Source organism: Anaerocolumna sp. MB42-C2 (assembly GCF_030913705.1).
Taxonomy (GTDB): domain Bacteria; phylum Bacillota; class Clostridia; order Lachnospirales; family Lachnospiraceae; genus Anaerocolumna.
On the sequence record NZ_CP133190.1, the window covers coordinates 373351 to 396397 of the forward strand.

The following is a 23047-nucleotide window of genomic DNA, read 5'->3' on the forward strand; positions in this document are numbered from 1 at the left end:
GCAATACTTATATAGCCATTAATATTATATATTAAAATATACTTGCTATGAATAGTATTCAGATTTTCAAATAATTTATAAGTAATATGGTTTGTAAGAAGAAATATAATTTTTTGTGTTTAATATATCACAATGATAAAAATAATTGAAAAAAGTTTAATACTAAATTATTAATCGAAATAAATCTCTCTTACCGGTACTCTGTACTTATTATTAATTCTTATGATTCTTAACTGTTTTCTAAATCACAGATTTTGTTTGCTGTTAGGATTATCTTAATAAAAAAAAAGTGGTTTGTATGTGATTTTATCACTTTCAATCCACTCTTTTTCTTTTATGCAAGCTATTATAAACTACTATAATCTGTTGCCGAAAGTATTTTTACCTTATATTTTTTATTTTCTCTAATTTTTATCCTTTTAAAATATAACCCCTTATATATTTTTACCTTATTAAAATTATTATCTTAAATCTTTCTTTTCTAACTTTTTGTCTCCTTATAATTTCTGCTCGCTTACAATTCTCTCCATCTCAAGCAGTTCTCCAGGTGATAATTTTTGATATTTCAAATACTCGGATAGAAAAGTATTTAGAGAGCCATTATAAAATTTATTTAGTAATGCCTTGGTTTCAATGTTTTGAACGGTTCTCTTAGAAATCAATGCCTTGCATAAGAATCCGGGATCTTCCCGTTTAATAGCCCCTTTATCAATTAAACGTTTTATTACCGTGTATGTTGTATTTTTTTCCCACCCAATATATTCTTTTATTATTTTGGAGATATCTTTTGCTGCTAAAACTTTATTTGACCATAATAACTCCATAATATTTAATTCCCCCTCGTGTAGACGTATTTCATTCATCCTTTCTCCTATCTGCACGTTTATGTACAAACCACTTGCGTGCTTTGATGATAAAAAATATCTATATAAAATTCATTTAAGAATATTAAGAAAAAAATATGTACACTACAATTGTAGAACATTGGTCTGATTATAAAAACTCTATCCTGAAGTCTATAACATATCTATTAAGAAAGTTCTTATTATTATATTAAACGTAATAAGCATAATATTTTTATGTAAATTATAATTATTGTGAAAATAAAATATTAACATAATTCTATATAATAACTATAATTTCTGCAAAGTCTTTGTTATCATCAGTCTACTATTGTCGAATGATGTTTATTAAACTCAATGGTTGTAAACTACGCAAGTAGATTACAACCATTGATTCAATTCTACCCAAATAGAATTCAATTGTCAATAACTTTTCATCTCATAATTTAAAAATTGGTATATTTTACATGTTTAATATTCTATATAATGGACACATAAGATAAAAATAAAACCTAATCCAACTAATGAAGTGCCCCCCATTAGTTAGTCCTTATTAGCTAACATATGGGGGGCACTTCAAATATTGGAATAGGATTTTCTTTTACGCTTTTATAACTTTCTTGCTATAGATTAAATACAAAAAACTGCATAAATTGGAACATATTTTACATGATTGCAGTATTCAAAATTTCTAGTGGATATTTTAATGGAATCTGATACCGATGTAAATTTACTGCGAAATATACTTACATTTCTGGAACGTGTCTGATCATTCGATCTGACTTCTATCGGTATGATTTTATTATCCTTTTTAATTATAAAATCAATTTTAGCCTGAGAATCAGATTCCCAGAAATATAGAGGATACCCTTGCGCAGTCAGACATTGAGCCACATAATTTTCTAAAATCCCCGCCAAATACTGGTCTGAAATTTCAATGTATTGTTTCTTTAAAGCAGAGTATAAAATCCCTACGTCCAGCATATATAATTTAAAATTAAGATGCAGATTCTTCTTATGAAATTGGATTGCTTCATCAAATGGATTAATAGTATCCTTGGTATTTAAACCCATAAGACTATCATCTCCCAGCTTATAACAGCCAATACCATATCCGGTATCCTTTATGTATTGAAGTGCATCTGCATAGAAAGCCTGAGTTGCACCTTTACGAATTAATTTGTATTGGAACTTACGGTTATTTTTGATAAGTTGCTTGTCAATGGTGTTAAATGTCTGACTTATCTTTAAGAATTCTCCTTCTGTATTGAACCGGTAACTATCCGATAAATAGGAGTTAACTATAATTCTATGCTGCTCAGGTACATTAAAAGCAGAACCGGTATTGATATATTCATTTACAGCCATGGGCATTCCTCCTATTTGATAGTATAACTCAAATAAGGTAAGCAGTTCCTGATGAACAATATCAGGTATCTTTGTATCAGACGCAAAATGTACTGAAATTACTTCGATATACCATTCATTTCCGGTTGCAATCAGAAATTCTTCAAAATCCATAGGAAAAAGTTCAAGTTGATAAAACCCAGAATCAGTGAAAATTTGCTGTGATATATTACTGGTTATGGCAATAATATGATTCATATATTCTGTTTTTAGGAATTTATAAATCATTATATTACTATCCGGGCATCTGGTTATTTCATCCAATATTACTAAAATAGGTGACGAAACCTCTGACAAATGAAAATAATCCCTCAAAACAGTCTCAATGGAGGGATTATTAAGAATTAATTCATAAAAGTGGGGGTCACTTTCAAAATTAATATAGATATATTCTGTATAAAAAGTTTTAGCAAAATCGTACACGAAATAAGTCTTACCAACACCACGGCCGCCGGTAAGCAAAATCGGCTTTTTATGAGTTTCTTCTTTCCATTCTAATAATTTACTAAGCAGTTTTCTTTTCAAAGCTATACCCCTAAATATTCCCATCTTATAATAATACTTAAATAAAATATATAATTCGATTCAATGATAGTGTTATTATTTTCTTAATTTTTCTAATAAGCTCATATAATAGTCCGGTAACGGAGCCTCAAATTCAATATAAGCTTTTGTAGTTGGATGTATAAAACCTAATACTCTCGCATGCAGCGCCTGACCTACCAAATGAAAACTATCCTTTGCAGGGCCATAAACAGTATCTCCCAATAAAGGATGTCCAATACTTGACATATGAACTCTGATTTGATGTGTCCTCCCTGTTTGTAAAGAACACTCAATGTGGGCATATCGATTAGAGAAGTTTTCCAATACTGTATAATTTGTTATAGCATTTTTTCCTTTTTTATTTATAGACATTTTTTTACGGTCAACCGGATGTCTGCCGATTGGTGCATCAATTGTACCTTTATCTGTTTTAAAAGAATTATATACAAGGGCATTATACTTTCTTGTGATAGAATGAACCTTAAGCTGTTCTGCAATAAATTGGTGAGCTTTATCATTTTTACAGACTACAAGAACACCTGTAGTATCTCTGTCAATACGATGAACGATACCTGGCCTGTATACACCGTTAATTCCTGATAATTCTTCTTTACAATGATAAAGCAGACTGTTAACCAATGTACCGGAGTAATGACCTGCTGCCGGATGTACCACCATACCTTTTTCTTTATTAACTACGATAATATCCTTATCCTCATATAAAATATCGATAGGTATATTCTCCGCATTAATCTGCAAATCAATCGGGGGCGGCACCTGAATAAGGATAGAATCTTCCGCAGTTACTTTATAATTTGCCTTGACCGTTTTATTATTAACCAATATCATTCCATCCTGAATCAATTTCTGAATGTATGATCTGGTCAGATCTTCTATGTTATCCGCAATATACTTATCGATTCTTATACCGCTCTCTTTGACATCTACAATTAAATCGACAACCTCATTATTCATGTTTTTGTTCTTCTTTCCTGTTTAAGAAAGCAAAGTCCTCATCTTTATAATAAAATAAACATAAAATGATTAAGAAAGCCGCTGCGCCGGTCACATAACAGTCCGCTAGATTAAAAATAGGGAAGTCTATTAATTCAAAATATAGAAAATCCACAACATATTTATTAACGCTGCGGTCAATCAGGTTACCTATTGCTCCGGCTGAAAGAAATACTAAAACAATACGCATATAATTATAACGTTTTCCGGCAGGAATCTTTAAGTAAAAGAGTACCATTCCAGTCATAATTATGATTGTAATAATTATTAAAAAGCTTATTTTGCCGCTCATAATACCCCAGACTGCTCCGTTATTTTCATGATAATATAAGCTAAATACTTTAGGTATGACCGGGAATGGTCCGTCAACTTTAAGTATTGTTGCTGCCAAATATTTTGTAAATTGATCTAATGCAATTAGAAGTACCACATAGATCAAATGTATGATTTTTTTCATATTTCCTCCAGTTATTATCTTTAGATTATTTTATTATAAATTCAATTGCTTCTAACATATCAGCTTCAGTAACCGTTGTGTCGATACATGCATCGCCAATTTTAGACAACAATATAAACTTAATTTTACCTGATTCCATTTTCTTATCATGTAAAGTTACCTTTAAAACATCCTCTGTGGCAATACCGGTTGCGGATACCGGAAGTTGATAGCTTTGAATAACATTAATAATATCCTGTAATTGTTCTTTCGTAATATGCTCTCTTTTATAGGATAAATAACTGGCAGCGGCCATACCTATTGCAACACATTCTCCATGTAATAATTTAAATTCCATAAGTTTCTCAACAGCATGTCCAATTGTATGACCGTAATTTAATAAAGCTCTCTCTCCTAATTCTTTCGGGTCTTTTTCAACTACTTCCCGTTTTATCAGACAGCTTTTGTAAATCATTTCCTTTAAAATATTCAAATCCCGTCTTTTAATTGCCTCGCTGTTATCTTTTAACCATATATAGTAGTCTGCATCCCTAATCAGACCATGTTTTATTATTTCACCTAATCCTGAAAAATATTGTTGGTCATTGAGAGATAATAATGTTTTCAGATTCAAATATACAGATTTTGGCTGATGGAAAGCACCCACCATGTTTTTAAAGCTAAGAAAATCTACACCGGTTTTTCCTCCGATACTGCTGTCAACCATAGCAAGCAAGGAAGTAGGCATCTGTATAAAGTTAATTCCTCTTAGATAAGTTGCAGCCGCATAACCAGTCAAATCTCCAACAACTCCACCACCCAAAGCGATTAACAGATCTTTACGGTCGAAACCGGATCGAATTAATCTCTCATAAAGCTGATATACGGTATTCAGATTCTTACTTTCTTCTCCTGCAGGAAAAGTGAAAGTTTCTACCTCTCTGGCATAGTTTTTTACTATTTCCATAACTTCATTCAAATATAATTTGCTTATATTTGAATCCGTTACGATACATATCTTTTTATTTTTAGTATCCAATTTATTAAGTTCACGATAAATTGCACTATAATCCTGTTCCAGAACAATATCATAGACAGGCATCTCATTATATTTTACCGTAATATTTGTATTCATTTAGGTTACTCCTGTTCATCCTCATTTAGATTATAAAATTCAAAATCTTCGTCCTCAGTTTCAGGTTTAATCTGTTTTATTTTAACTTCTTTATTAAGGTCTAGTGATTTAGATTCGGGTACTTCTTTCGCTTTATTGGGTTCTTCTCTCTCAATAAATAAATTTAAATCAGCGATATGTATCTGGAAACTTTCACTTTCCAAAAGTTCACATTGGGAAGCGGCAAGGTGTTTAAACTGTGTTTTATATGCTTCGTATTGTCTGATCAGTTGTATCGTTTGCTGTTGTATTTTATTAAATTCATTCGAAGCATCAGAAAGGATTAATTGTGCTTTGCCTTTAGCTTCCTCTACGATAGCTTTTGCCTGTTTTCTTGCAGATTCTTTTGTATCTTCAGCAGTTTGTTCTGCAAGTACAAGAGCTTTTTGTAATGTTTTTTCAATTGTTTTATAATAATTTAATCCCTCATTTAAGGTATTAATTTTATCGCTTAATTCCATCTTTTCTTTATAAATAGTTTCATAACCTGACTGTAACTCATTTAGAAAATTATCTACATCTTTTTTATCGTATCCAATACCGTTTTTAAACGTTTTACTTTGAAGTTCAATTGGTGTAATCATTTCTTCTCCTCCTAAAATGCTTTTAGATAAAATCTTTTGTAATCAACTACCATATACTGACTGAAAATAGATAAAGTATCTTTTAACCTTATGCATTTCTATTTTAAGTCATCTGGCTCTAACTTACCGACTAGATATATTTTAATAATGCCACAAAATATCTTCCTTTTTTGGACTGATTCTGTTTACCTTTATAAATAAATTTCCCCATCCCCCGTACAGATACCGTTTCCTCTTCTTTTAACATATAGCTGTTGGATTCTATTAACTTACCATCAACGAAAACTTTTCCTCCCGATATTAATCCCAATATACTGTTTCTGGAGGAATTAAACGCTAACGCAATAACTGCATCTAATCTGGCTGATGATACAGAACCTCGTATTTCCTGAAAGTTTGGTTGTATATCCGGTGATTCATTCTCCATAACACTGCACTTTATATTAGTATGCTTTACTTTATCCAAATTATCTAGGATAAACCGGCTGATCGATGACTCGCAAAACACATAACCCTCTTTTTCCTTAACCAAAATATCTCCAATTTTACTACGGTCAATTCCAAGGTTCATAAGTGAACCTAAAAAATCCCGATGATTTAAATCATCGCTAAATTTTTTATTTAAAGGAAGAATTCGAATACAAGTGATATAATCTGAAAAAGCTTTTACAGAATTATCTCCGTAAAAGCACAATACTTTCCTTTCAGCACCATTATAGCCGCCGAACAGGTCATAATTCACATTCGGTATATCCTTTTTCATACTAAAGAATATACTGGCTTCATTCAGGTTCAGAAAGTCAGTATATGTACATATATCTTTATTATCAGCTGCTCGTGCTAAATCAAGAATCCTCTTTCGAAGAATCTGTTCCTCTTTATCACTATTCATACCTATCTCCTGTTTTTCATCGATTAAACCTTTCCTATTCTTAAATTGCTTATTTATTTAAGAACATAGAAAAATTCCTGCAAAAATAAAATTACAACAAAACCGATTACCGGTGATAAATCTGCAGTAGGTGTATTAAAAATTGAGTGTTTTAATAAATATCGAACCGGTACTAAGATAGGATCAATTAGAAAACTTATAATACTTTTAAAACGATTATTAACCGGAAACCACGATGTTATTACATATAAAAATAAAACTATCTCAAGTACAATAAAAAAAATATACAATGCATCATACATCCTATTAATCATATCTGTTAAAATTCCTTATTAAGAGTTGGCACTTCAAATCCATCACTGCGGATTAAGTCAAGATAATCTCCCGATATATCAACGGTTTCCGGTGAAATAATAAATATATAACTTGATATCTGATGAAGTTTTCCGTTCATGGCATATACTGCGCCAGAAATAAAATCCATAATCCTCTGAGCTAAGTCAACATCAAAACCCTCCAGATTAATAACAGCAGCTCTGCCGGATAAAAGCATATCGCAAATATCCTGAGAATCTTCAAAAGTACCAGGTTTCATGATACATACTTCAAAACCTTTTGGTGTTGTACGAATAGGCACTACTTTATTAGTTGTAGTTCTCTCCATTTTTGTCACTTTATCTTTGCGTAGATCATTTGCCATGGAATTTAAAACAGACGTCGGTTCTTCTCTTTCGTAAATAGGACGGACCTGTTGTTTGGAAGCTTTACGTTCTATTCTTTCAATACGTTTTGCCTCTTTTTCTTCCTCTTCACTGACGTAATCATCATAATCATCATCTTCTGTCAATTTTAGTGAATCTAATATGTTTTTAAATATATTTGCCATATGTCAAATCTCCTATCCAATATAATTCTACCTAACGAATTACTTTCTATTTTATATATTAGTTATATCGAATAATCACGCTCTCCGAAAATGCCTGTCCCAACTCGTATCATTGTTGCACCCTCTTCAATGGCAACTTCATAATCTCCTGTCATACCCATTGAAAGTACATCTATATTAACATTATCAATGTTTTTCATTTTGATGTCAATCATTAATTGTCGCAAATTTCTAAAATGCTCCCTATTTTTCTCGGAATTATCTACAAAAGGTGCAATTGTCATAAGCCCTCTGACACAAATGTTTTTTAACTTTGCTATCTCTTTAATTACTGGATAAGTTTCCTCAGCAAATACACCGTATTTAGTTTCTTCTCTGGCAATATTTACTTCTATTAAAATATTGCTGATGATTCCCTTTTTGGCAGCTTCTTTATTGATCTGTTCCGCGAGTTTATAGGAATCAACAGAATGAATGAAAGCTGCTTTATCTACAACATATTTTACCTTATTTGTCTGCAAATGTCCAATTAAATGCCATCTTAAATTATTTGGCAGCACGTCAAATTTGGAAGTTAATTCCTGTACTTTATTTTCTCCAAAATCCAGTATTCCCTCCTCCAGAACTTCTTGAATCATAGAGACCGGTTTAGTTTTACTTACTGCTATTAAAGTGACCTCTTCTCTTTTTCGTCCAGCCCTTTTGCATGCTGCCTGTATCTTCTGCTCTACACTAAAAAGATTCTCTTTTATCAAAGTGATATCCCCCCTTCAATTAAACTTAATCTATAAGTTAAGTTAAAAACTATTCTATTATTATATCTACAACTATTATGTATCCATCAATAAATAATTTTTTGTTCGACAGCTGTTCTTCCATCCAGTGCTATATGGTCATAAACTGACAAACCATATTCGGTGCCTTTTTTTATTATACAATATTCCTCATTTTCATATAAAACCTCAATACGCCTGAAAACCGCATACCCTTTATTTACATTAAATACGCCCTCTAAAGTTTGTTTCTGACTTATGTTAAATTGCTTGTCTGTTTTCTCATTATGGATTCTATCACCGGATTCGAATAGTCTTGCATCAATGTAACCATACTTTTCATCACGGTAATATATATCAGCCGGAACAAATACATAATCTACATCACCATTATCTTTGTAAGTTTCTTTTATTAAACCGTTACTTCCACTGTCTCCGCCAATGGTGAAGTATTCCAAAGGAATTTGATAAAACTCTTTTTCTACAATAGAAGAAACCGGAATTTTAAGACCTTCTGCAGCATTTACTTCTATTTCAACATTGATAAATCTCTGATTAATATAACGAATCATAAATTTATCCAGATCCAGTTTTGCAAAATAATCAGTGCCTTTTTGGTAAACACTTATAGGTACCGTAGTTGACAAACCATCATCCGAAAAAATAATACGAACGGATTTCTTATCATTTAGTTTCTTGTATTGTTCTTTATCAAGCAATAATACAATACTCCAATTGTCATTTTTAACAATTTTGTAAACCGGCCTGCCCTTTTCAATCAGGTCCATAGTACGAAGCTGTGTCTTTTTATAAGAATCCGACTTAAAATTTTCTGCGGTTACGGAGTCAACGGCAAGGCCCTCCATACCATCTACACTATATGTAATTACGCCGCTTGTTTTTGATTTTACTACTTTAAATGTACTGCTTGTCCCATTATCTTTTAATACACTTTGCAACTTAGCCAGTTTACTGTTGTTTACGATTTCTAATACAGAATTTTCCATATTGTATTTAAAGTCATAAACGGACTTATAATTACTGTCCTCATAATTTTTTTGGAAACCGGTTATCTCATTCTTTAATTTAATGGTATCTTCCGGAGATAAACTTACTGAATTTTCACTATTACCGATTAAGTCGTAGGAATCTTTATTTTCATCCACTGAATATATAGTTGAATTTTTTGATACTCTGTCACCATCTCCATGGTAATAGTTAATATATCCTGCTATACTTGTGTTAATAATTTCTTCATCACGAAAAATTATACCTGTATATAAACTATCATCAGATGTTGATCCTTCTTTTACTTCGTAAATAGTTAAGTGGTCTTTTGTTAAGTATATAGATACACTTATTAAAACATAGACAAATATAATTAGGAATACCAAAAAACCAATGTTAATACTTTTGCGTTTCCGATATCTGGCGATTTTTTTACCCGAACTCAAATAAATATCCTCCTTGCCATTTCCTAATATTATAGAAAAACATATTCCCATAATAAGAATGTACGGCGCAAATACAGCGCCTTTTATCAGAAATTAAAAGGCAATTTCTGATAAGTTATACTATAGGAATAAAAATACATTCCTATAGTCGGATGTACGGCGCAAATACAGCGCCTTTTATCAGAAATTAAAAGGCAATTTCTGATAAGTTATATTATACTTTTATTTATCAAATAATTAAAGCCCTAAATGTACTTTTTTACAAATTCTCATTAGGAATATTAAGCATAAAAATGGTAACAATAATTAATGCAACAAAAAGGAGGTAATCAATTGAAAACAGTAGATTATATAGCATTGTGTTTAGTTATTATCGGAGCCATCAACTGGGGCTTAATCGGATTCTTAGGATTCGACCTGGTAAGAGTAATATTTGGTGATATGACATGGATATCAAGAGTTATCTATGCCATTGTAGGTATTGCCGGATTATATGCATTAAGTTATTTTGGAAGACTTCGTAACGAATAATTAAGCAAACCGAAAGTATTAATTTAAAAACCTAATGATTTGTTTGTAAAAAGTTTCAAAACTAATACTTTTTCAAACAATTTGACTTTGGAAAAACGCATATTAAATTAAGTTGAGTTTTTTTATTTATACTTTACGTTTTTCTAATGTCAAAATTTAAGACATCTGCTATTAGCGGATGTCTTTTATCATGTCAAAAAAAGTCATATAAGAACACCTGCATATGAGCCCGAACAAAAACCACATCTGTTGGTTTTTGCCTAACAGACGTGGTTTTTGACTCTTACTAATACTTCTAATTTATAATATCACCTAATCTGTAACTTCATATTATTTATAAATACCATAAGCTTTATTTACATCCTGAACATAAATAATTCCTTTCCCAGGTTCATCTATCTTTAAATCTTCCCGAATACCGGTTACTATAGCTTCAGTCGCAGCTACTTCTGCAAGAATAATCACAATTTCTTTCTCAGGTTCAATATCCATAGAAAACAATTTACTGGTTTCATGAATTCCAGACCCTCTTCCGTTAACTATGGTTCCTCCCTTCGAACCTGACTTTACTGCTGCTTCTATAACATCCTCAGCTTTGCCTTTCTCAACAATTATAGTTATTACCTGATACATCGTATTTTCTTCACCTCTTTCCAGTTTCACATTATCGCATTTACACATCCTGATTCCCATTGTGGCACTAATGGATGTTGTAAAGGCAATACCATGATTCGGTTTGTTTAACTTATATTCCGTATTTATTTTATCTAACACTTGGTCTGCTGCGTCCTTATTAGCAACCATATATAAGATTTCTTTTCTTTCATCTGAAAGGCCCAAATAATCCCATACTCGGTTGTTTGCGGTACCTCTTGCCAACGTTATGGTTCCGCCGCAAATTCCATATTTTTTGGCAGACCTTAATATTTTGCTTCCCATACCGAAATTAGCGATAACACTAATAAGTTCAAAATCCCAAGCTTCCGTTTTAATTTCCATTATTATCAAGCCCTCCTTTCCTGGATTTAATCTTAAAAATCAATCCTAATATTTGCAACGCTATTAGTGGTGTCATAGCAACCATAGCAATTACTCCAAAACCATCCACCAGCACATTTGCTCCCTCTACTGCTTCTGCAGCACCTTGCGTATATGCCAATATAAACGTAGCCGTCATAGGACCTGATGCAACCCCACCGGAATCAAATGCAATACCTACGAAAAGTTTAGGTGCTAAATAACTTAATGCTATGGATATTATATAGCCTGGCAGAAGATATTGCCATAACTGCAACTCCGGAATAAGGATACGTATAACAGATAATGCAATAGCTATGCCGACACCAATTGCCAATGCAAACATAACAACACCTCTTTTTACATATCCACTGGTAACATCCTCTATTTGATGAGTTAATACATATACAGCCGGTTCTGCAAGTATTATGACAACTCCTAATATAAAACCAACAAGAATAACATACATCCTATTATCTAAAGACGCTATGCTATATCCGATAGCACTCCCGACCTGCATAAACCCTGCATTTACGCCGACCAAGAATATTACCAGTCCTGTAAATGTAAACAGTACTCCAAATAGAATCTTTCTCACCTCTCTCTTAGAAAGTTTAAAAGAAATTTTTTGGGCTGCAAGAAATAATGCCAAAATAGGAAGCAATGCTACGATTACTTCTGGTACTGCTTTAAAAAATTCATGAACAAAGGGTAAAATAATGGAATTCGATAGACTTTCCGTTTCAAGCACGCCCGTAATTTTATCCGTTTTTGATATTATACTCATAATCATAACCGATAAAATAGCGCCTGTTGATGCAATGGCTACTAATCCAAAACTGTCCTTCTCTGATGCTTTGCTATCCTTTTTCAATTTCGATACACCGATTGCCAGTGCCAGAATAAAAGGTACTGTCAGCGCTCCGGTTGTTGCACCCGAGGCATCAAATGATATTGCCAGAAATTCACGTGAAGTAATGCAGGCAAATATAAAAACAATTCCATAAATTAATGATAATAGTTTATACAACGGAAAATTGTAAACAATTCTGCCAAGACCTATTGAAAGCATAATTGCTATACCAATAGATACTATCACTACAATACTTTCTTTTGATATTAACCCTGACGAAACAGTATCAACCTGTCCGGCTAAAATATGAAGATCCGGCTCCGCGACCGATATAAAAAAGCCAAGTATCAGGCCCGCAATTATAACAAACCACAGCTTATTGGTCTTAGCAAGCGCTCCCCCCATATTATTTCCAATTGGAGTAATTCCGATATCTACTCCGATCAGAAATATCGTTAGTCCGATTATTAGTAATACCGCCCCTATTAAAAATCTTATTAAAATAGGTGTCTCAAGAGGTGTTAGTGTGAAATTAAGTATTAATACAATTATTGTGATGGGAATAACGGATAACAAGACTTCTTTAAACTTAGTAATTATTACATTCAAATATTTTCCATCCTTTCTTGCAATTTTTAGCCTGCGTATAAATCACCTATAGATTAAGAAGAGGATTCCTTATGTCTGACTTATTTTCTGATATAGCTGCTGATGAGATGATGTTTTTTCAATTGCGTACATATAACATTTACCTTGTTGAACATAATTTAAAAACAAGGTTCCTAATAAGAGTCTGTCTTTTACTGCAATCCTGTTCCAAACATACCCCTTAAACAAATCTTTCAATAAAAATATTTCTCCATCCATTAAATTATCAGTTTCACTTATAGCTTCTTCTAATAAATCATTTACATTAGACATGCGAGTACTCCTTTTAACATCATTGTTATGCACATTGTTAATACCATTGTAAATATTTTTATTTAAAATGTCAACTTTTACCCATAATTTATTCCTAAATATTAAATATCTTATGAACTGATAAATAAAAATTGAAATCCAATGCTGGTTAAAGCAGATTCACACACAGCATAGAAAAACAATAAAAAAATGAAAAATGGAATAAGAAAAAAGCGGCACTAATGTGCCGCAGCTGTTTAAAACTAAACTTAAGGTAATTAAGATTTAAATTCTTAATTTTTCATTAAGGTTCATATTAATATTTATTTATAAGGATACAACAATATTATTTTTGACGTTTTCGGGAAAATCAGATTCATTCAAAGAGATACTAATTACAAAATCTATATTAAATTCTTTAGATATACGTTCTAATTTCTCAAGGATTAAGGAGATATTAGGGCCTTCTGAATATGCAATCTTCAAAAAACTATCCAGATAAATTGTTTCCAAGTCATGATCCTGTGAAATAAGTCCACATATAAAGCCAATAAATTCACTGTAATTTTCAATACAATAGTCTTTTACATTAATTAATCTTATCTTATTACTTAATTCGTACATATGCTTGTTGCTTTTGTCAAGATAAACAATACTACCTTTTGCTTCTTTTACTGCGGAATTTGCTTTTTCAATTAAGACTTTGGTCTTGCCTTTACCTTTTTCGCCTGCAATAATCTGTATCATTGTAATCTCCTCCTTAAGATGTGTACAAAATTTGGGTGATATGTATAAATAAATAATTAATATAAAATAATTATAGTATATTATCACTCAAAAAACAACCAAAAAATAGAAATTGATTAATTAATCTTATCTAACAAATGAGTCATTTGTGAAAATAAACTATTACCACCATCTGCTTGTAATATTAAAGAGATATAGGATTTTTTCTTGTTATCTTTACTATAAAGAATAAGGCAATTGCCTGCTTTACTGGTTGTACCAGTCTTACCTCCGACGACCGTAACACCATCCGGAGCTTTCTCCGTTCCTTTTAAATAACGGTTTGTAGTAGCAAATTCTTTCGTTATATCCTGGCCTTCTGCGTCTTTATAAGTAGTAGTATAACTTTCCTGATTAATAATGGATACAAATTTATCATATTTTATCAGTTCATTAAAAATCAGATACAAATCGTAAGCTGTAGTATAATGATTATCATCATGTAATCCGTGGGGATTAACGAAATTTGAATGTACCGCACCCACACTTTTTGCTGTTTCATTCATCTTTTTTGCAAAGCCTTCCAGGCTTCCACCTACATGCTCGGCAATAGCAACACCGGCATCATTACCGGAATAAACTAATAGGCAATTTAATAAATCGTCTAAATTTATTTTATCCCCTTCCTTAAAACCGCATAATTTCGCACCACTTTCCGTTATATGGGAAGCATTATAACTTACCGCTACCGTATCTTTTAAATTAGCTTCTTTTAATACTACTAAAGCAGTCATTAATTTGGTTAGGCTGGCTGGATACATACGTTCATAAACATTATTGGCATATAGTACTACATCATCACTGGTATTAACAATTAGTGCTGATGTAGCAGTTATACTGGAATCATCCATATGATTAAGTTCATCAGGAATAATTGTCAGATCACTAGCAAAGAAATCTGATACTTCTTCCGTGCCAATATTATTTTCATGACTAATTAAATTATCTGTTTCAGAATAAGGTAATAAAACTTCGGTAGATCGTGAACACCCTGTTAAAATTGTGAGGGCTATAACAATACAGATTAACTTTTTCTTCATGATTTACACCTATTCCACATTGCAGGCTGTACCTGTTATGCTTTAAATATTTCGCGCCAGTCCAGATCTCCACGGTCTAATGCTTTAATCAGTAATTCAGCAGTCGCTAGATTGGTGGCCAAAGGTATATTATGAGTATCACACAATTTAACTACATTATTCACATCCGGTTCATGAGATTTCGGTGAAAGCGGATCTCTTAAAAAAATGACAAGATCTATTTGATTATGTTCAATTTGTGCTCCCATCTGCTGTTCACCGCCAAGATGTCCTGCAAGATATTTATGAACATTCAGATTTGTTACTTCTTCAATTAATCTTCCAGTAGTCCCTGTCGCATACAGCTCATGTTTATTCAGTATTCCACGATATGCTATACAAAAATTCTGCATTAATTTCTTTTTTGCATCATGTGCAATCATACCAATATTCATATGGTTTTACCCCCTTTTATTTTTTCTTTGTAAACTAATATTCATAACTAATCCAATTGCAATCATACTGCTGACTATGGAACTTAGTCCATAACTTACAAAAGGTAATGGAATTCCGGTATTAGGTATAAGTGCCGTAGCTACACCTACATTGACAAATACTTGAAACATAAACATAGATGCAATACCTGTTGCTATTAACATACCTTTAGCGTCTGGTGCATGACGAGCAATACTGATACATTTGAATATAATTATAGATAATAATGCTATTATAACACAACTTCCAATAAATCCAAGTGATTCTCCAATTACTGAAAAAATAAAATCACTTTCAGAAACTGGGATAGAATCACTTTGAAGAGTATCTTTTCCCTCTTCTAATAATTTTCCTGTTAATTTACCGGATCCAATCACTGAGATTGAATTGTGTTGCTGATACAAAATGTCTGTAGAGCTATCCGATTCCGGATTTAAAAAAGACATAATTCTGTTTTCCTGATAAGTGGTTAAGAAAAATACATCATAACCCTGCTCAACGCACCATAGAGTCCCAAATATCAGTGGAATTCCAATTAACAAGACCGGCAAAATAATTTTGTAGCTTAAGCCGCCTGCAAATATCATCATTGCAAATACAAACATAATTACTAAACTGGTAGATAAATTAGTCTGAATTAATATTAAAAAAGTCGGAACTGCAATTAGGATACCCATGATCAACAATACATAAAATTTATTCATCTTATCTTTAAACATAACCAGTAGCTGAGCCAAAAAGATAATTAAAATGATTTTAGTCAACTCTGACGGCTGAAACATAAAGATTTTCAAATTTAACCAGCGTGTGGAATTATTAATTGTTGTACCTGCAACTCTTACAGCAATCAATAATATTAAATTAATAATATAAAGAACTATATAAAATTGGCTGATAAAATGATAATCTATCAAAGAAACTATAATAATAATAATTAGTCCCAAAATAACTCCTGCTATCTGTTTCGTTGATAAACCTTCTCCCTCTTTCTCAACAAGACGAATAAGAAAAACACCAATTCCACTTAATAGCATTACTATTAGAATCATCCATATGTCATAGTTTCTTATATTGTACTTCTTAAATTGAAACATGCAAATCATCCTTATTTTTTGTTGGTTTTAAGATCTTTTATCGGAATATTTGCAAACAGCGCCGGAACAACTCCGTTATTTCCTTCTGATTCAGTCTGGGTTATCTTAATATCTAATCCCTCTAAATCGATCTCAATATATCTTGATATTACTGTAATAATATCATTTTTTATCTGTTCCATAATCTCAGGAGAACAGCCGGCACGATCAGAAACAAGTACTAATTTCAATCGATCTTTAGCCACGTTACTGGACGTTTTTTTCTTGAAGAAATCCGCCAAACTCATCATACTATCTCCTCTCAATTAGTTTTTCTTTAGTAGATTAGCAAGCTTACCAAAAAATCCCTGTTTTTCGTTTAAATCCAAATACGGAATATCCTCTCCAAGTATTCTGCGGCATATATTTAAATATGCTTGTCCGGCTAAAGTATCGGAACCAACTAAAGGTTCACCTTGGTTCGTTGAAATAACAATATTCTCATCATCCGGAACAACTCCTATTAAATCTACAGCCAGAATTTCAACAACATCAGAACTTGACATCATATCTCCTCTTTTTACCATATCCATTCTAAGTCTGTTTACGATTAAATGAGTCTGCTTCATTTCATTTGCTTCCAGTAAGCCTATAATACGATCCGCATCACGTACTGCGGATACTTCAGGAGTAGTAACTACTAATGCTCTGTCTGCACCGGCAATTGCATTTTTAAAGCCTTGTTCAATACCTGCTGGACAGTCCATTAATATGTAATCAAATTCATCTCTTAATTCATCTGCTAATTTTTTCATCTGCTCCGGCGTTACGGCTGTTTTATCCCTAGTCTGTGCAGATGGCAATAAGTAAAGGTTTGGATACCGTTTATCTTTTATTAATGCCTGTTTGATTCTGCAATTTCCCTCGATAACATCTACAAGATTATAGACGATTCGATTTTCAAGTCCCATAACTACGTCAAGATTTCTTAATCCTATATCTGTATCAATTAATACTACCTTTTTATCTAGTTTCGCTAAACCGGTTCCAACATTTGCTGTTGTCGTTGTTTTGCCTACTCCACCCTTACCGGATGTTATTACGATTACTTCACCCATTACTGTTTTTCCTCCAAAAGATTTTTTAACCTAATTATATAATAAATGAAATACTATATATTGATATCATTTAAAACCTCTTTGCTTAAAGGCTCTATATAGATATTGCCATTCTCCAGAAACGCAATTTTAGTTTCTTTTAAGCCGTCTTTCGCAGGTTTATCCGGAGCTCTTGCAATCGTATCCGCGATTCTGATTTGAACCGGATTCATTGCAAGGGCCAGAACAAAAGAATTCGTATTACCGGTAGCACCGGCAAATACCGTTCCTTTTAATGATCCTAATACAATAATATTACCTTTTGACACAATACGGGCACCCGGGTTCACATCACCAATAACAATTATGCTGGTTTCTGATTCCAAAACCTGGCCCGATCTGAGATTTCCTTTATAAAATTGACCTGTCGTATTCGAAAGTTCCATCAATTTTTCATCAAGGGCTTTTTTAAATACTTCTTCTTTTTGCGGGTCATTCTCTATGACACATACAACATGAAGCTCTGTTTCATCGGCAATAATATTTAAAATATCCCGCTGTTCTTCATTGGTTAAGTTTCTTCCCTCAAAACTGATTGCCATCTGTGCTTTTTCAAAAAATTTTGAAGAATCACGAAACTTTTCCGCAATTTTTTCTTTTAGTTCTTCAAATTCCATTTCAGCATCCAGTACTACAACGATGCCATATTTATTACCCTTTATAATGACTGGATTATTCATGAATACCTCCCGGATGGATTACTTTATTGTAACTATTCAGGCCGCCCGATACATTCTTATGTTCTTGTCTGTTAGAACAGCAGTGTCTGAATAGTTAACGATTTTATATAATGATTCACATTAATCCGTAAAAGTCGGTGAATCAGATTCCGGTAATATTGCACCACCGTTAACTAATTTTTCTTTATCTTTTACATCAAAATAATAGCTATAAATATCACGTGCCAGTTCAACTGCATTGCTGGAAGCATAACCATTTGGAATTACTACAGCAACTGATATTTCAGGATTTTCATAAGGTCCATAAGACAAAAACAAAGCATGGTTTGCTCGTAAGGTGCTTTCCTGTGCAGTACCGGTTTTGCCGGCTACTTTATAAGGCAGATCCTTAAACACATAAGAAGAAGAACTCCGGCTGCCGTTGGCAACCTTATACATCCCCTCATGTAGTAAGTTCCATGTAGTATCACTTACTTGTTTTAATTTTTCTGATTTTGCTTTATTATCCAATATTACCGAACCATCTTTATCAACAACTTTGTCGATTAAAGTCAACTCATACAGTGTTCCGCTTGTTGCGACTGCTGTCAAATAACGTGCCAGCTGTACAGGAGTATAGTTATTTGTACCCTGTCCGATAGCTGAACGAATGGAATCCTTATCGGATATGTGCGGTTCCGCTTCTTCCAATTCAATTCCCGATTTTCTGTTTAACCCATATAGAGCGGCGTATCGTGAAAGTTCTTTCAATCCATTCTGATCCCTGTTAGGTCCTGCACTGCCACCTCCCAGCCGCCAGCCCAACTCATAAAAGAAATAATTGCAGGAAACTTCAAGCGCTGTAGTGACATCTATTTTACCATGACTGGTGGTGGACCAGCAATGTGGTCCATTGGAGATTTTATCAAATTCATACTGATCTAAGATTGTTTCCGTAGGTCCAAGTACACCCTCCTCCAACCCAGCCGTAGCGGTTACCATTTTAAATGTAGAACCTGGAGCTGTCCGTTGTTTCGTAGCTCGATTATAAGAAGGAACTGTTAAATCATTCATCACTTTGGTATAATAAGCAGGATCAATTTTATTAGCAAATTTATTATTGTCATAACTTGGATAAGATACCATTGCTAATACATCACCTGTTTTTACATCTGTTACAACAATTGATGCACTGCAGGGATCTAATGCCAATTGGGCAGGTGTGATTTCAAGCTTTTTTATCTTACCAGTTATAAATGAATATGCGGAAGTAGTCCCATTCTCTAGTTTTGAAATTTCTTCCTCATTATATTTTAACACACCTTGGTCAAATAATAAAAGACAAATTTCTCTTCCTGATAATTTGTACGAATATACCAAATCCTTGTATATTTTTTTATGAAAAATGTTGTCTTCTAATAAAAGATTTTTAATATAATCTAAGAGTTTTTCATAAAGTTCATCTGTACTAAAATATGCATCTCCAATATTTAATTTTGTTAGATCAATCCAGTTTTTAGATATTGCGTATTGCAGGAATTTACTGAGACTGATTTTATTCGCTTGATAATCTTTATACGTATTGTCATTCTGGTCTATGGCAGACACCAAAGTAGTATCATTATTTATTTGTTTCTTAGAAGTTATTAGTACATCTGCATCTCCTAACTTGGTATAGATATAAGATAAATAATCCTGCATTTCCTCAGAAGCCGAACTGTTAACCGTTGTACTGTTTATATCCAGCAGATTGCCCAGCTCACCAAGGACTTCTTCCTGTTTCGTTAAAAATTTTTGATGTACCTGTTTCTCCAAGCTGGTTGCATCATCTTCCGTAAAGGCATTCACATCAATTACATTATTGTTTATTAATGCATAGTACACATCATAAATTGGTATTCTGATATCTTTTGAAGAGGTGCCTCTGGTTCCGGCATCCGTACTGTTATTAATTTTTGATAGAAGTATTCCTGCCAAATGTCTTTCTATAATCTTATAAAAAGCTTTTTGATACATGTCATCAATTGTCAGATAGACATCTCCGCCTGCAATCGGATTCTTGCGCTCTAAAATGTTTAGAAACTTACCGGCTGAATTAACTGATATGGTTTCAAGACCTTTTTTTCCGGCTAAATAAGATTCATATACTTTTTCAATACCGGTCTTACCGATAATATCTGAATTATTATATTCAGAACCTTTCGGCTGAGCTTCCAATTCATCCGAGTTAATCAATCCTGTATATCCCAGGATCTGCGAATTATAAATGCTGTCATTATAGACACGGTTTGTCTGCTGGGCAATTCCGACACCCGGAAGAGTGGAACTGTTTTCATATATTGCAGCTACTGTTTCATTACTTACATTGGAAGATATAATGATCTGATTATATTTCGGATAATTTGCAAAGATGGCATATCTTAAAGTCATAATTTTTAGCGCGTCTTCCAAAGAATATTTGTCAGAAATATTAAACCATGTATTATATTTCTTATCCCCGTAACGCAAATAATCGAACACATCTTCAGCTGTCGCAGCTTTTTGTTCTTCTGATAGTTCATCTATAGATTTCTTTCCATAGACATCCCTCTTAAACCTTAGTTCTGCTTTTTCATCAACAGTAAAATATAACTTGCCATCTTTATCAATGGCTATGCCAAATTCATTTTCTATAGTATTGCCATACTTTTCTAATAATAATATTAAATGAGAAAGCATGTCATTTTTTTCTTCGTTAGTTGTAAGCTTAGTGCTTTCTTCCAATACCACGGAATAGCTCAATTTGTTATAAGCCAGTAAAATTCCGTTTCTGTCATAAATATTACCTCTGGTGCTTTTAATTTCTCTGGTTTTTGTGTATTTTAAAGAAAGTTCCGTAGAATGTTCTTCTCCCTCAACTATCTGAAGGGTAAAGATCCGGTTTACCAATAAACTGAATAAAAATATAAAAATCAGTGAAATAGGAAGCAGTCTGGAAGAAAGTACCTGCTTCACTTTTTCCCAAATAATGTCAATCAATTCGCTACACCTCCTCTTCCTCTTTACGGTCCAGCCGCGTATTGATTATGTTCAGTAACTTGTATAATACAATAGAAACAACTACCGTATAAATAATTCCCGGCAATCCAATACTAACAAGATAAAATAATATGTTCAATTTACCTTTTAATAAGAATTCAAAAATATAGAACAAAAAAAAGTATACAAACTGACTTACTCCTACCAAAAAAATCGGAATCGTTAAATCATCTTTCACAAATATCCTATGACTATAGCCGTTTAAATAACCAATTATCATGTAAATTAAGGCATATAAGCCGAGTATATCACCATAACAAAAATCAATCAATAACCCGCATACAAATCCTACAATGAGGCCCTCGGTTCTTCCCCGCATCAAACCAACCGCTACCGTTAATATAAGCAGGAGGTTTGGAGTTACATGGGCAAGAGCTAACCATTGAAATACCGTTGTCTGCAATAAAAAGCATATTAAAATTTCAATTATTACTACTATAAACCGTTTCACTAATAATTACACTCCTGCCTTTTATGGTGTTATTTCTTTTTTGTATCATCTATATCTACCAATGGTTCCTTTAATTCAGTGATGATAAGCACTTCTTCTAATCGGTCAAAATCAACAGCAGGAGTCAAATGTGCTGTTTTGGTAAGATTATTCGGATCAACGGTTAAGTCACTGATATAACCGATAAGTATTCCCTGCAGATATTTATCACTGATTGGCGAGGTTACTACTTCATAACCGTCGGATACTTTTGCATCCTTACTGATTAATTCTACGCCGATTACTCCTGAATTATATAATTCCAAATCACCATTTACAATACATTGATCTGATGTTTTTAAAAACATTCCGCTTACATTACTGGAATCATCAATTATAGATTTAACTCTTGCCCAGTTTTTACCTACTTCTTCAACAATTCCTACCAGCCCGTTTCCGGCAATTACATTCATATTAACAGCGATACCATCATCCGCGCCTTTATCAATTCGAAAACTATTATACCAGCTATTCGGATCTGCATCAATTACCCTTGCACCGACTTTTGGATAATCTGCATATTTCTTATCCAATTTATATAAATCGCGGAACCGGTCTAATTCATATTTATCCTGTAATAATATTTTATTTTCGTAGGATAAGTTACCAACCTGATTCTTAAGAGTTGCATTCTCTTTTAATAATTTATTTAAACTGGATAATTTCTCAACCTGATCTGAAATTGCATGGCCTATGGAATTAATACCATTCTGCATCGGTGATATAACGTTTCCTGCCGCTGTTTTTACTGGTGATAATTGTTCTTTATATTGAAAGGAAACAAATATTAATACAAAGCATAATAAAGCGCCTGATATAAATAAATGCTTTGGATTTATATTGAACTTTGTCCTTCTTCTCATAGATACCTCTTTTCCTATAATCCGAGTAACATTTTTATCAGATAAACTGTTGATGTCAGTAAATCAGATTATTAAATATTTAAAAATGTCCGACCTTGGTATATGTTTTAAAACAGCA

25 protein-coding genes are annotated in these 23047 nt (G+C 32.7%); 1 reads left to right on the forward strand and 24 read right to left on the reverse strand.

Translation table 11 applies throughout. The annotated features are described in order from the left end of the window. Nucleotides 1-497 precede the first annotated feature (497 nt). The 11 genes from RBU59_RS01650 to RBU59_RS01700 all read right to left on the reverse strand — a co-directional run bounded on the left by RBU59_RS01650 (nucleotide 498) and on the right by RBU59_RS01700 (nucleotide 10008). Nucleotides 498-863, reverse strand: a complete 366-nt coding sequence (locus RBU59_RS01650; protein WP_308146148.1) for a BlaI/MecI/CopY family transcriptional regulator — start codon at nucleotides 861-863, stop codon at nucleotides 498-500. Nucleotides 864-1472: 609 nt separating this feature from the next. After that, nucleotides 1473-2774 (reverse strand): ATP-binding protein, encoded by a 1302-nt coding sequence (locus RBU59_RS01655; protein ID WP_308146149.1) that lies wholly within the window; start codon nucleotides 2772-2774, stop codon nucleotides 1473-1475. Between the two features lie 75 nt (nucleotides 2775-2849). Next, nucleotides 2850-3770 (reverse strand): RluA family pseudouridine synthase, encoded by a 921-nt coding sequence (locus RBU59_RS01660; RefSeq protein WP_308146150.1) that lies wholly within the window; start codon nucleotides 3768-3770, stop codon nucleotides 2850-2852. After that, nucleotides 3763-4266 (reverse strand): signal peptidase II, encoded by a 504-nt coding sequence (gene lspA, locus RBU59_RS01665; RefSeq protein ID WP_308146151.1) that lies wholly within the window; start codon nucleotides 4264-4266, stop codon nucleotides 3763-3765. Before lspA ends, RBU59_RS01660 begins: the two co-directional genes overlap by 8 nt. Before the next feature lie 25 nt (nucleotides 4267-4291). Further along, nucleotides 4292-5380 (reverse strand): 3-dehydroquinate synthase, encoded by a 1089-nt coding sequence (aroB, locus tag RBU59_RS01670; protein WP_308146152.1) that lies wholly within the window; start codon nucleotides 5378-5380, stop codon nucleotides 4292-4294. A gap of 5 nt (nucleotides 5381-5385) precedes the next feature. Next, nucleotides 5386-6003, reverse strand: a complete 618-nt coding sequence (locus RBU59_RS01675; protein ID WP_308146153.1) for a DivIVA domain-containing protein — start codon at nucleotides 6001-6003, stop codon at nucleotides 5386-5388. 130 nt (nucleotides 6004-6133) lie between these two features. Next, nucleotides 6134-6895, reverse strand: a complete 762-nt coding sequence (locus RBU59_RS01680) for a YlmH family RNA-binding protein (protein ID WP_308146154.1) — start codon at nucleotides 6893-6895, stop codon at nucleotides 6134-6136. Between the two features lie 53 nt (nucleotides 6896-6948). Continuing rightward, nucleotides 6949-7209 (reverse strand): YggT family protein, encoded by a 261-nt coding sequence (locus tag RBU59_RS01685; protein WP_308146155.1) that lies wholly within the window; start codon nucleotides 7207-7209, stop codon nucleotides 6949-6951. A 5-nt stretch (nucleotides 7210-7214) separates the two neighbouring features. Next, nucleotides 7215-7781 (reverse strand): cell division protein SepF, encoded by a 567-nt coding sequence (locus tag RBU59_RS01690; RefSeq protein WP_308146156.1) that lies wholly within the window; start codon nucleotides 7779-7781, stop codon nucleotides 7215-7217. 62 nt (nucleotides 7782-7843) lie between these two features. Continuing rightward, nucleotides 7844-8536, reverse strand: a complete 693-nt coding sequence (locus RBU59_RS01695; RefSeq protein WP_308146157.1) for a YggS family pyridoxal phosphate-dependent enzyme — start codon at nucleotides 8534-8536, stop codon at nucleotides 7844-7846. Between the two features lie 86 nt (nucleotides 8537-8622). Further along, nucleotides 8623-10008 carry an HlyD family efflux transporter periplasmic adaptor subunit gene (locus RBU59_RS01700; RefSeq protein WP_308146158.1) on the reverse strand — a complete coding sequence of 462 codons (1386 nt, stop codon included), beginning with the start codon at nucleotides 10006-10008 and terminating at the stop codon, nucleotides 8623-8625. 333 nt (nucleotides 10009-10341) lie between these two features. On the opposite strand from RBU59_RS01700, the gene RBU59_RS01705 reads away from it, so the two are divergent. Next, entirely contained in the window at nucleotides 10342-10539 is a 198-nt protein-coding gene (locus tag RBU59_RS01705; RefSeq protein WP_308146159.1) for a DUF378 domain-containing protein, read from the forward strand. A 330-nt stretch (nucleotides 10540-10869) separates the two neighbouring features. Here the strand turns inward: RBU59_RS01705 and RBU59_RS01710 are convergent, their stop codons facing one another. The 13 genes from RBU59_RS01710 to mreC all read right to left on the reverse strand — a co-directional run bounded on the left by RBU59_RS01710 (nucleotide 10870) and on the right by mreC (nucleotide 22929). After that, on the reverse strand, nucleotides 10870-11538 hold the full coding sequence (locus RBU59_RS01710; protein ID WP_308146160.1) for a P-II family nitrogen regulator: 669 nt from the start codon (nucleotides 11536-11538) through the stop codon (nucleotides 10870-10872). Further along, nucleotides 11528-13018, reverse strand: a complete 1491-nt coding sequence (locus tag RBU59_RS01715) for a DUF1538 domain-containing protein (protein WP_308146161.1) — start codon at nucleotides 13016-13018, stop codon at nucleotides 11528-11530. Before RBU59_RS01715 ends, RBU59_RS01710 begins: the two co-directional genes overlap by 11 nt. Nucleotides 13019-13087: 69 nt before the next feature. Continuing rightward, nucleotides 13088-13330, reverse strand: coding sequence for a single-stranded DNA-binding protein (locus RBU59_RS01720; protein ID WP_308146162.1), 243 nt, complete (start codon nucleotides 13328-13330; stop codon nucleotides 13088-13090). A 306-nt stretch (nucleotides 13331-13636) separates the two neighbouring features. Further along, nucleotides 13637-14056 (reverse strand): twitching motility protein PilT, encoded by a 420-nt coding sequence (locus tag RBU59_RS01725; RefSeq protein ID WP_308146163.1) that lies wholly within the window; start codon nucleotides 14054-14056, stop codon nucleotides 13637-13639. A gap of 116 nt (nucleotides 14057-14172) precedes the next feature. Then, nucleotides 14173-15135, reverse strand: coding sequence for a D-alanyl-D-alanine carboxypeptidase family protein (locus RBU59_RS01730; protein ID WP_308146164.1), 963 nt, complete (start codon nucleotides 15133-15135; stop codon nucleotides 14173-14175). Nucleotides 15136-15170: 35 nt separating this feature from the next. Further along, the gene (locus tag RBU59_RS01735; RefSeq protein WP_161839075.1) at nucleotides 15171-15569 is read right to left on the reverse strand and encodes a methylglyoxal synthase; all 399 of its coding nucleotides are present in this window, start codon (nucleotides 15567-15569) and stop codon (nucleotides 15171-15173) included. Between the two features lie 6 nt (nucleotides 15570-15575). Then, complete coding sequence (locus tag RBU59_RS01740; RefSeq protein WP_308146165.1) at nucleotides 15576-16703, reverse strand: FtsW/RodA/SpoVE family cell cycle protein; 1128 nt, start codon at nucleotides 16701-16703, stop codon at nucleotides 15576-15578. A gap of 11 nt (nucleotides 16704-16714) precedes the next feature. Next, nucleotides 16715-16990, reverse strand: a complete 276-nt coding sequence (minE, locus tag RBU59_RS01745; RefSeq protein WP_161840597.1) for a cell division topological specificity factor MinE — start codon at nucleotides 16988-16990, stop codon at nucleotides 16715-16717. 18 nt (nucleotides 16991-17008) lie between these two features. After that, on the reverse strand, nucleotides 17009-17800 hold the full coding sequence (gene minD, locus RBU59_RS01750) for a septum site-determining protein MinD (RefSeq protein ID WP_308146166.1): 792 nt from the start codon (nucleotides 17798-17800) through the stop codon (nucleotides 17009-17011). 53 nt (nucleotides 17801-17853) lie between these two features. Next, nucleotides 17854-18519: a septum site-determining protein MinC gene (minC, locus tag RBU59_RS01755; RefSeq protein ID WP_308146167.1), complete on the reverse strand. Its 666-nt coding sequence runs from the start codon at nucleotides 18517-18519 to the stop codon at nucleotides 17854-17856. Between the two features lie 120 nt (nucleotides 18520-18639). Continuing rightward, nucleotides 18640-21516 carry a penicillin-binding transpeptidase domain-containing protein gene (locus RBU59_RS01760; RefSeq protein WP_308146168.1) on the reverse strand — a complete coding sequence of 959 codons (2877 nt, stop codon included), beginning with the start codon at nucleotides 21514-21516 and terminating at the stop codon, nucleotides 18640-18642. A gap of 4 nt (nucleotides 21517-21520) precedes the next feature. Next, on the reverse strand, nucleotides 21521-22027 hold the full coding sequence (mreD, locus tag RBU59_RS01765; protein ID WP_308146169.1) for a rod shape-determining protein MreD: 507 nt from the start codon (nucleotides 22025-22027) through the stop codon (nucleotides 21521-21523). A 29-nt stretch (nucleotides 22028-22056) separates the two neighbouring features. Beyond that, nucleotides 22057-22929 (reverse strand): rod shape-determining protein MreC, encoded by an 873-nt coding sequence (mreC, locus tag RBU59_RS01770; RefSeq protein ID WP_308146170.1) that lies wholly within the window; start codon nucleotides 22927-22929, stop codon nucleotides 22057-22059. Nucleotides 22930-23047 lie beyond the last annotated feature (118 nt).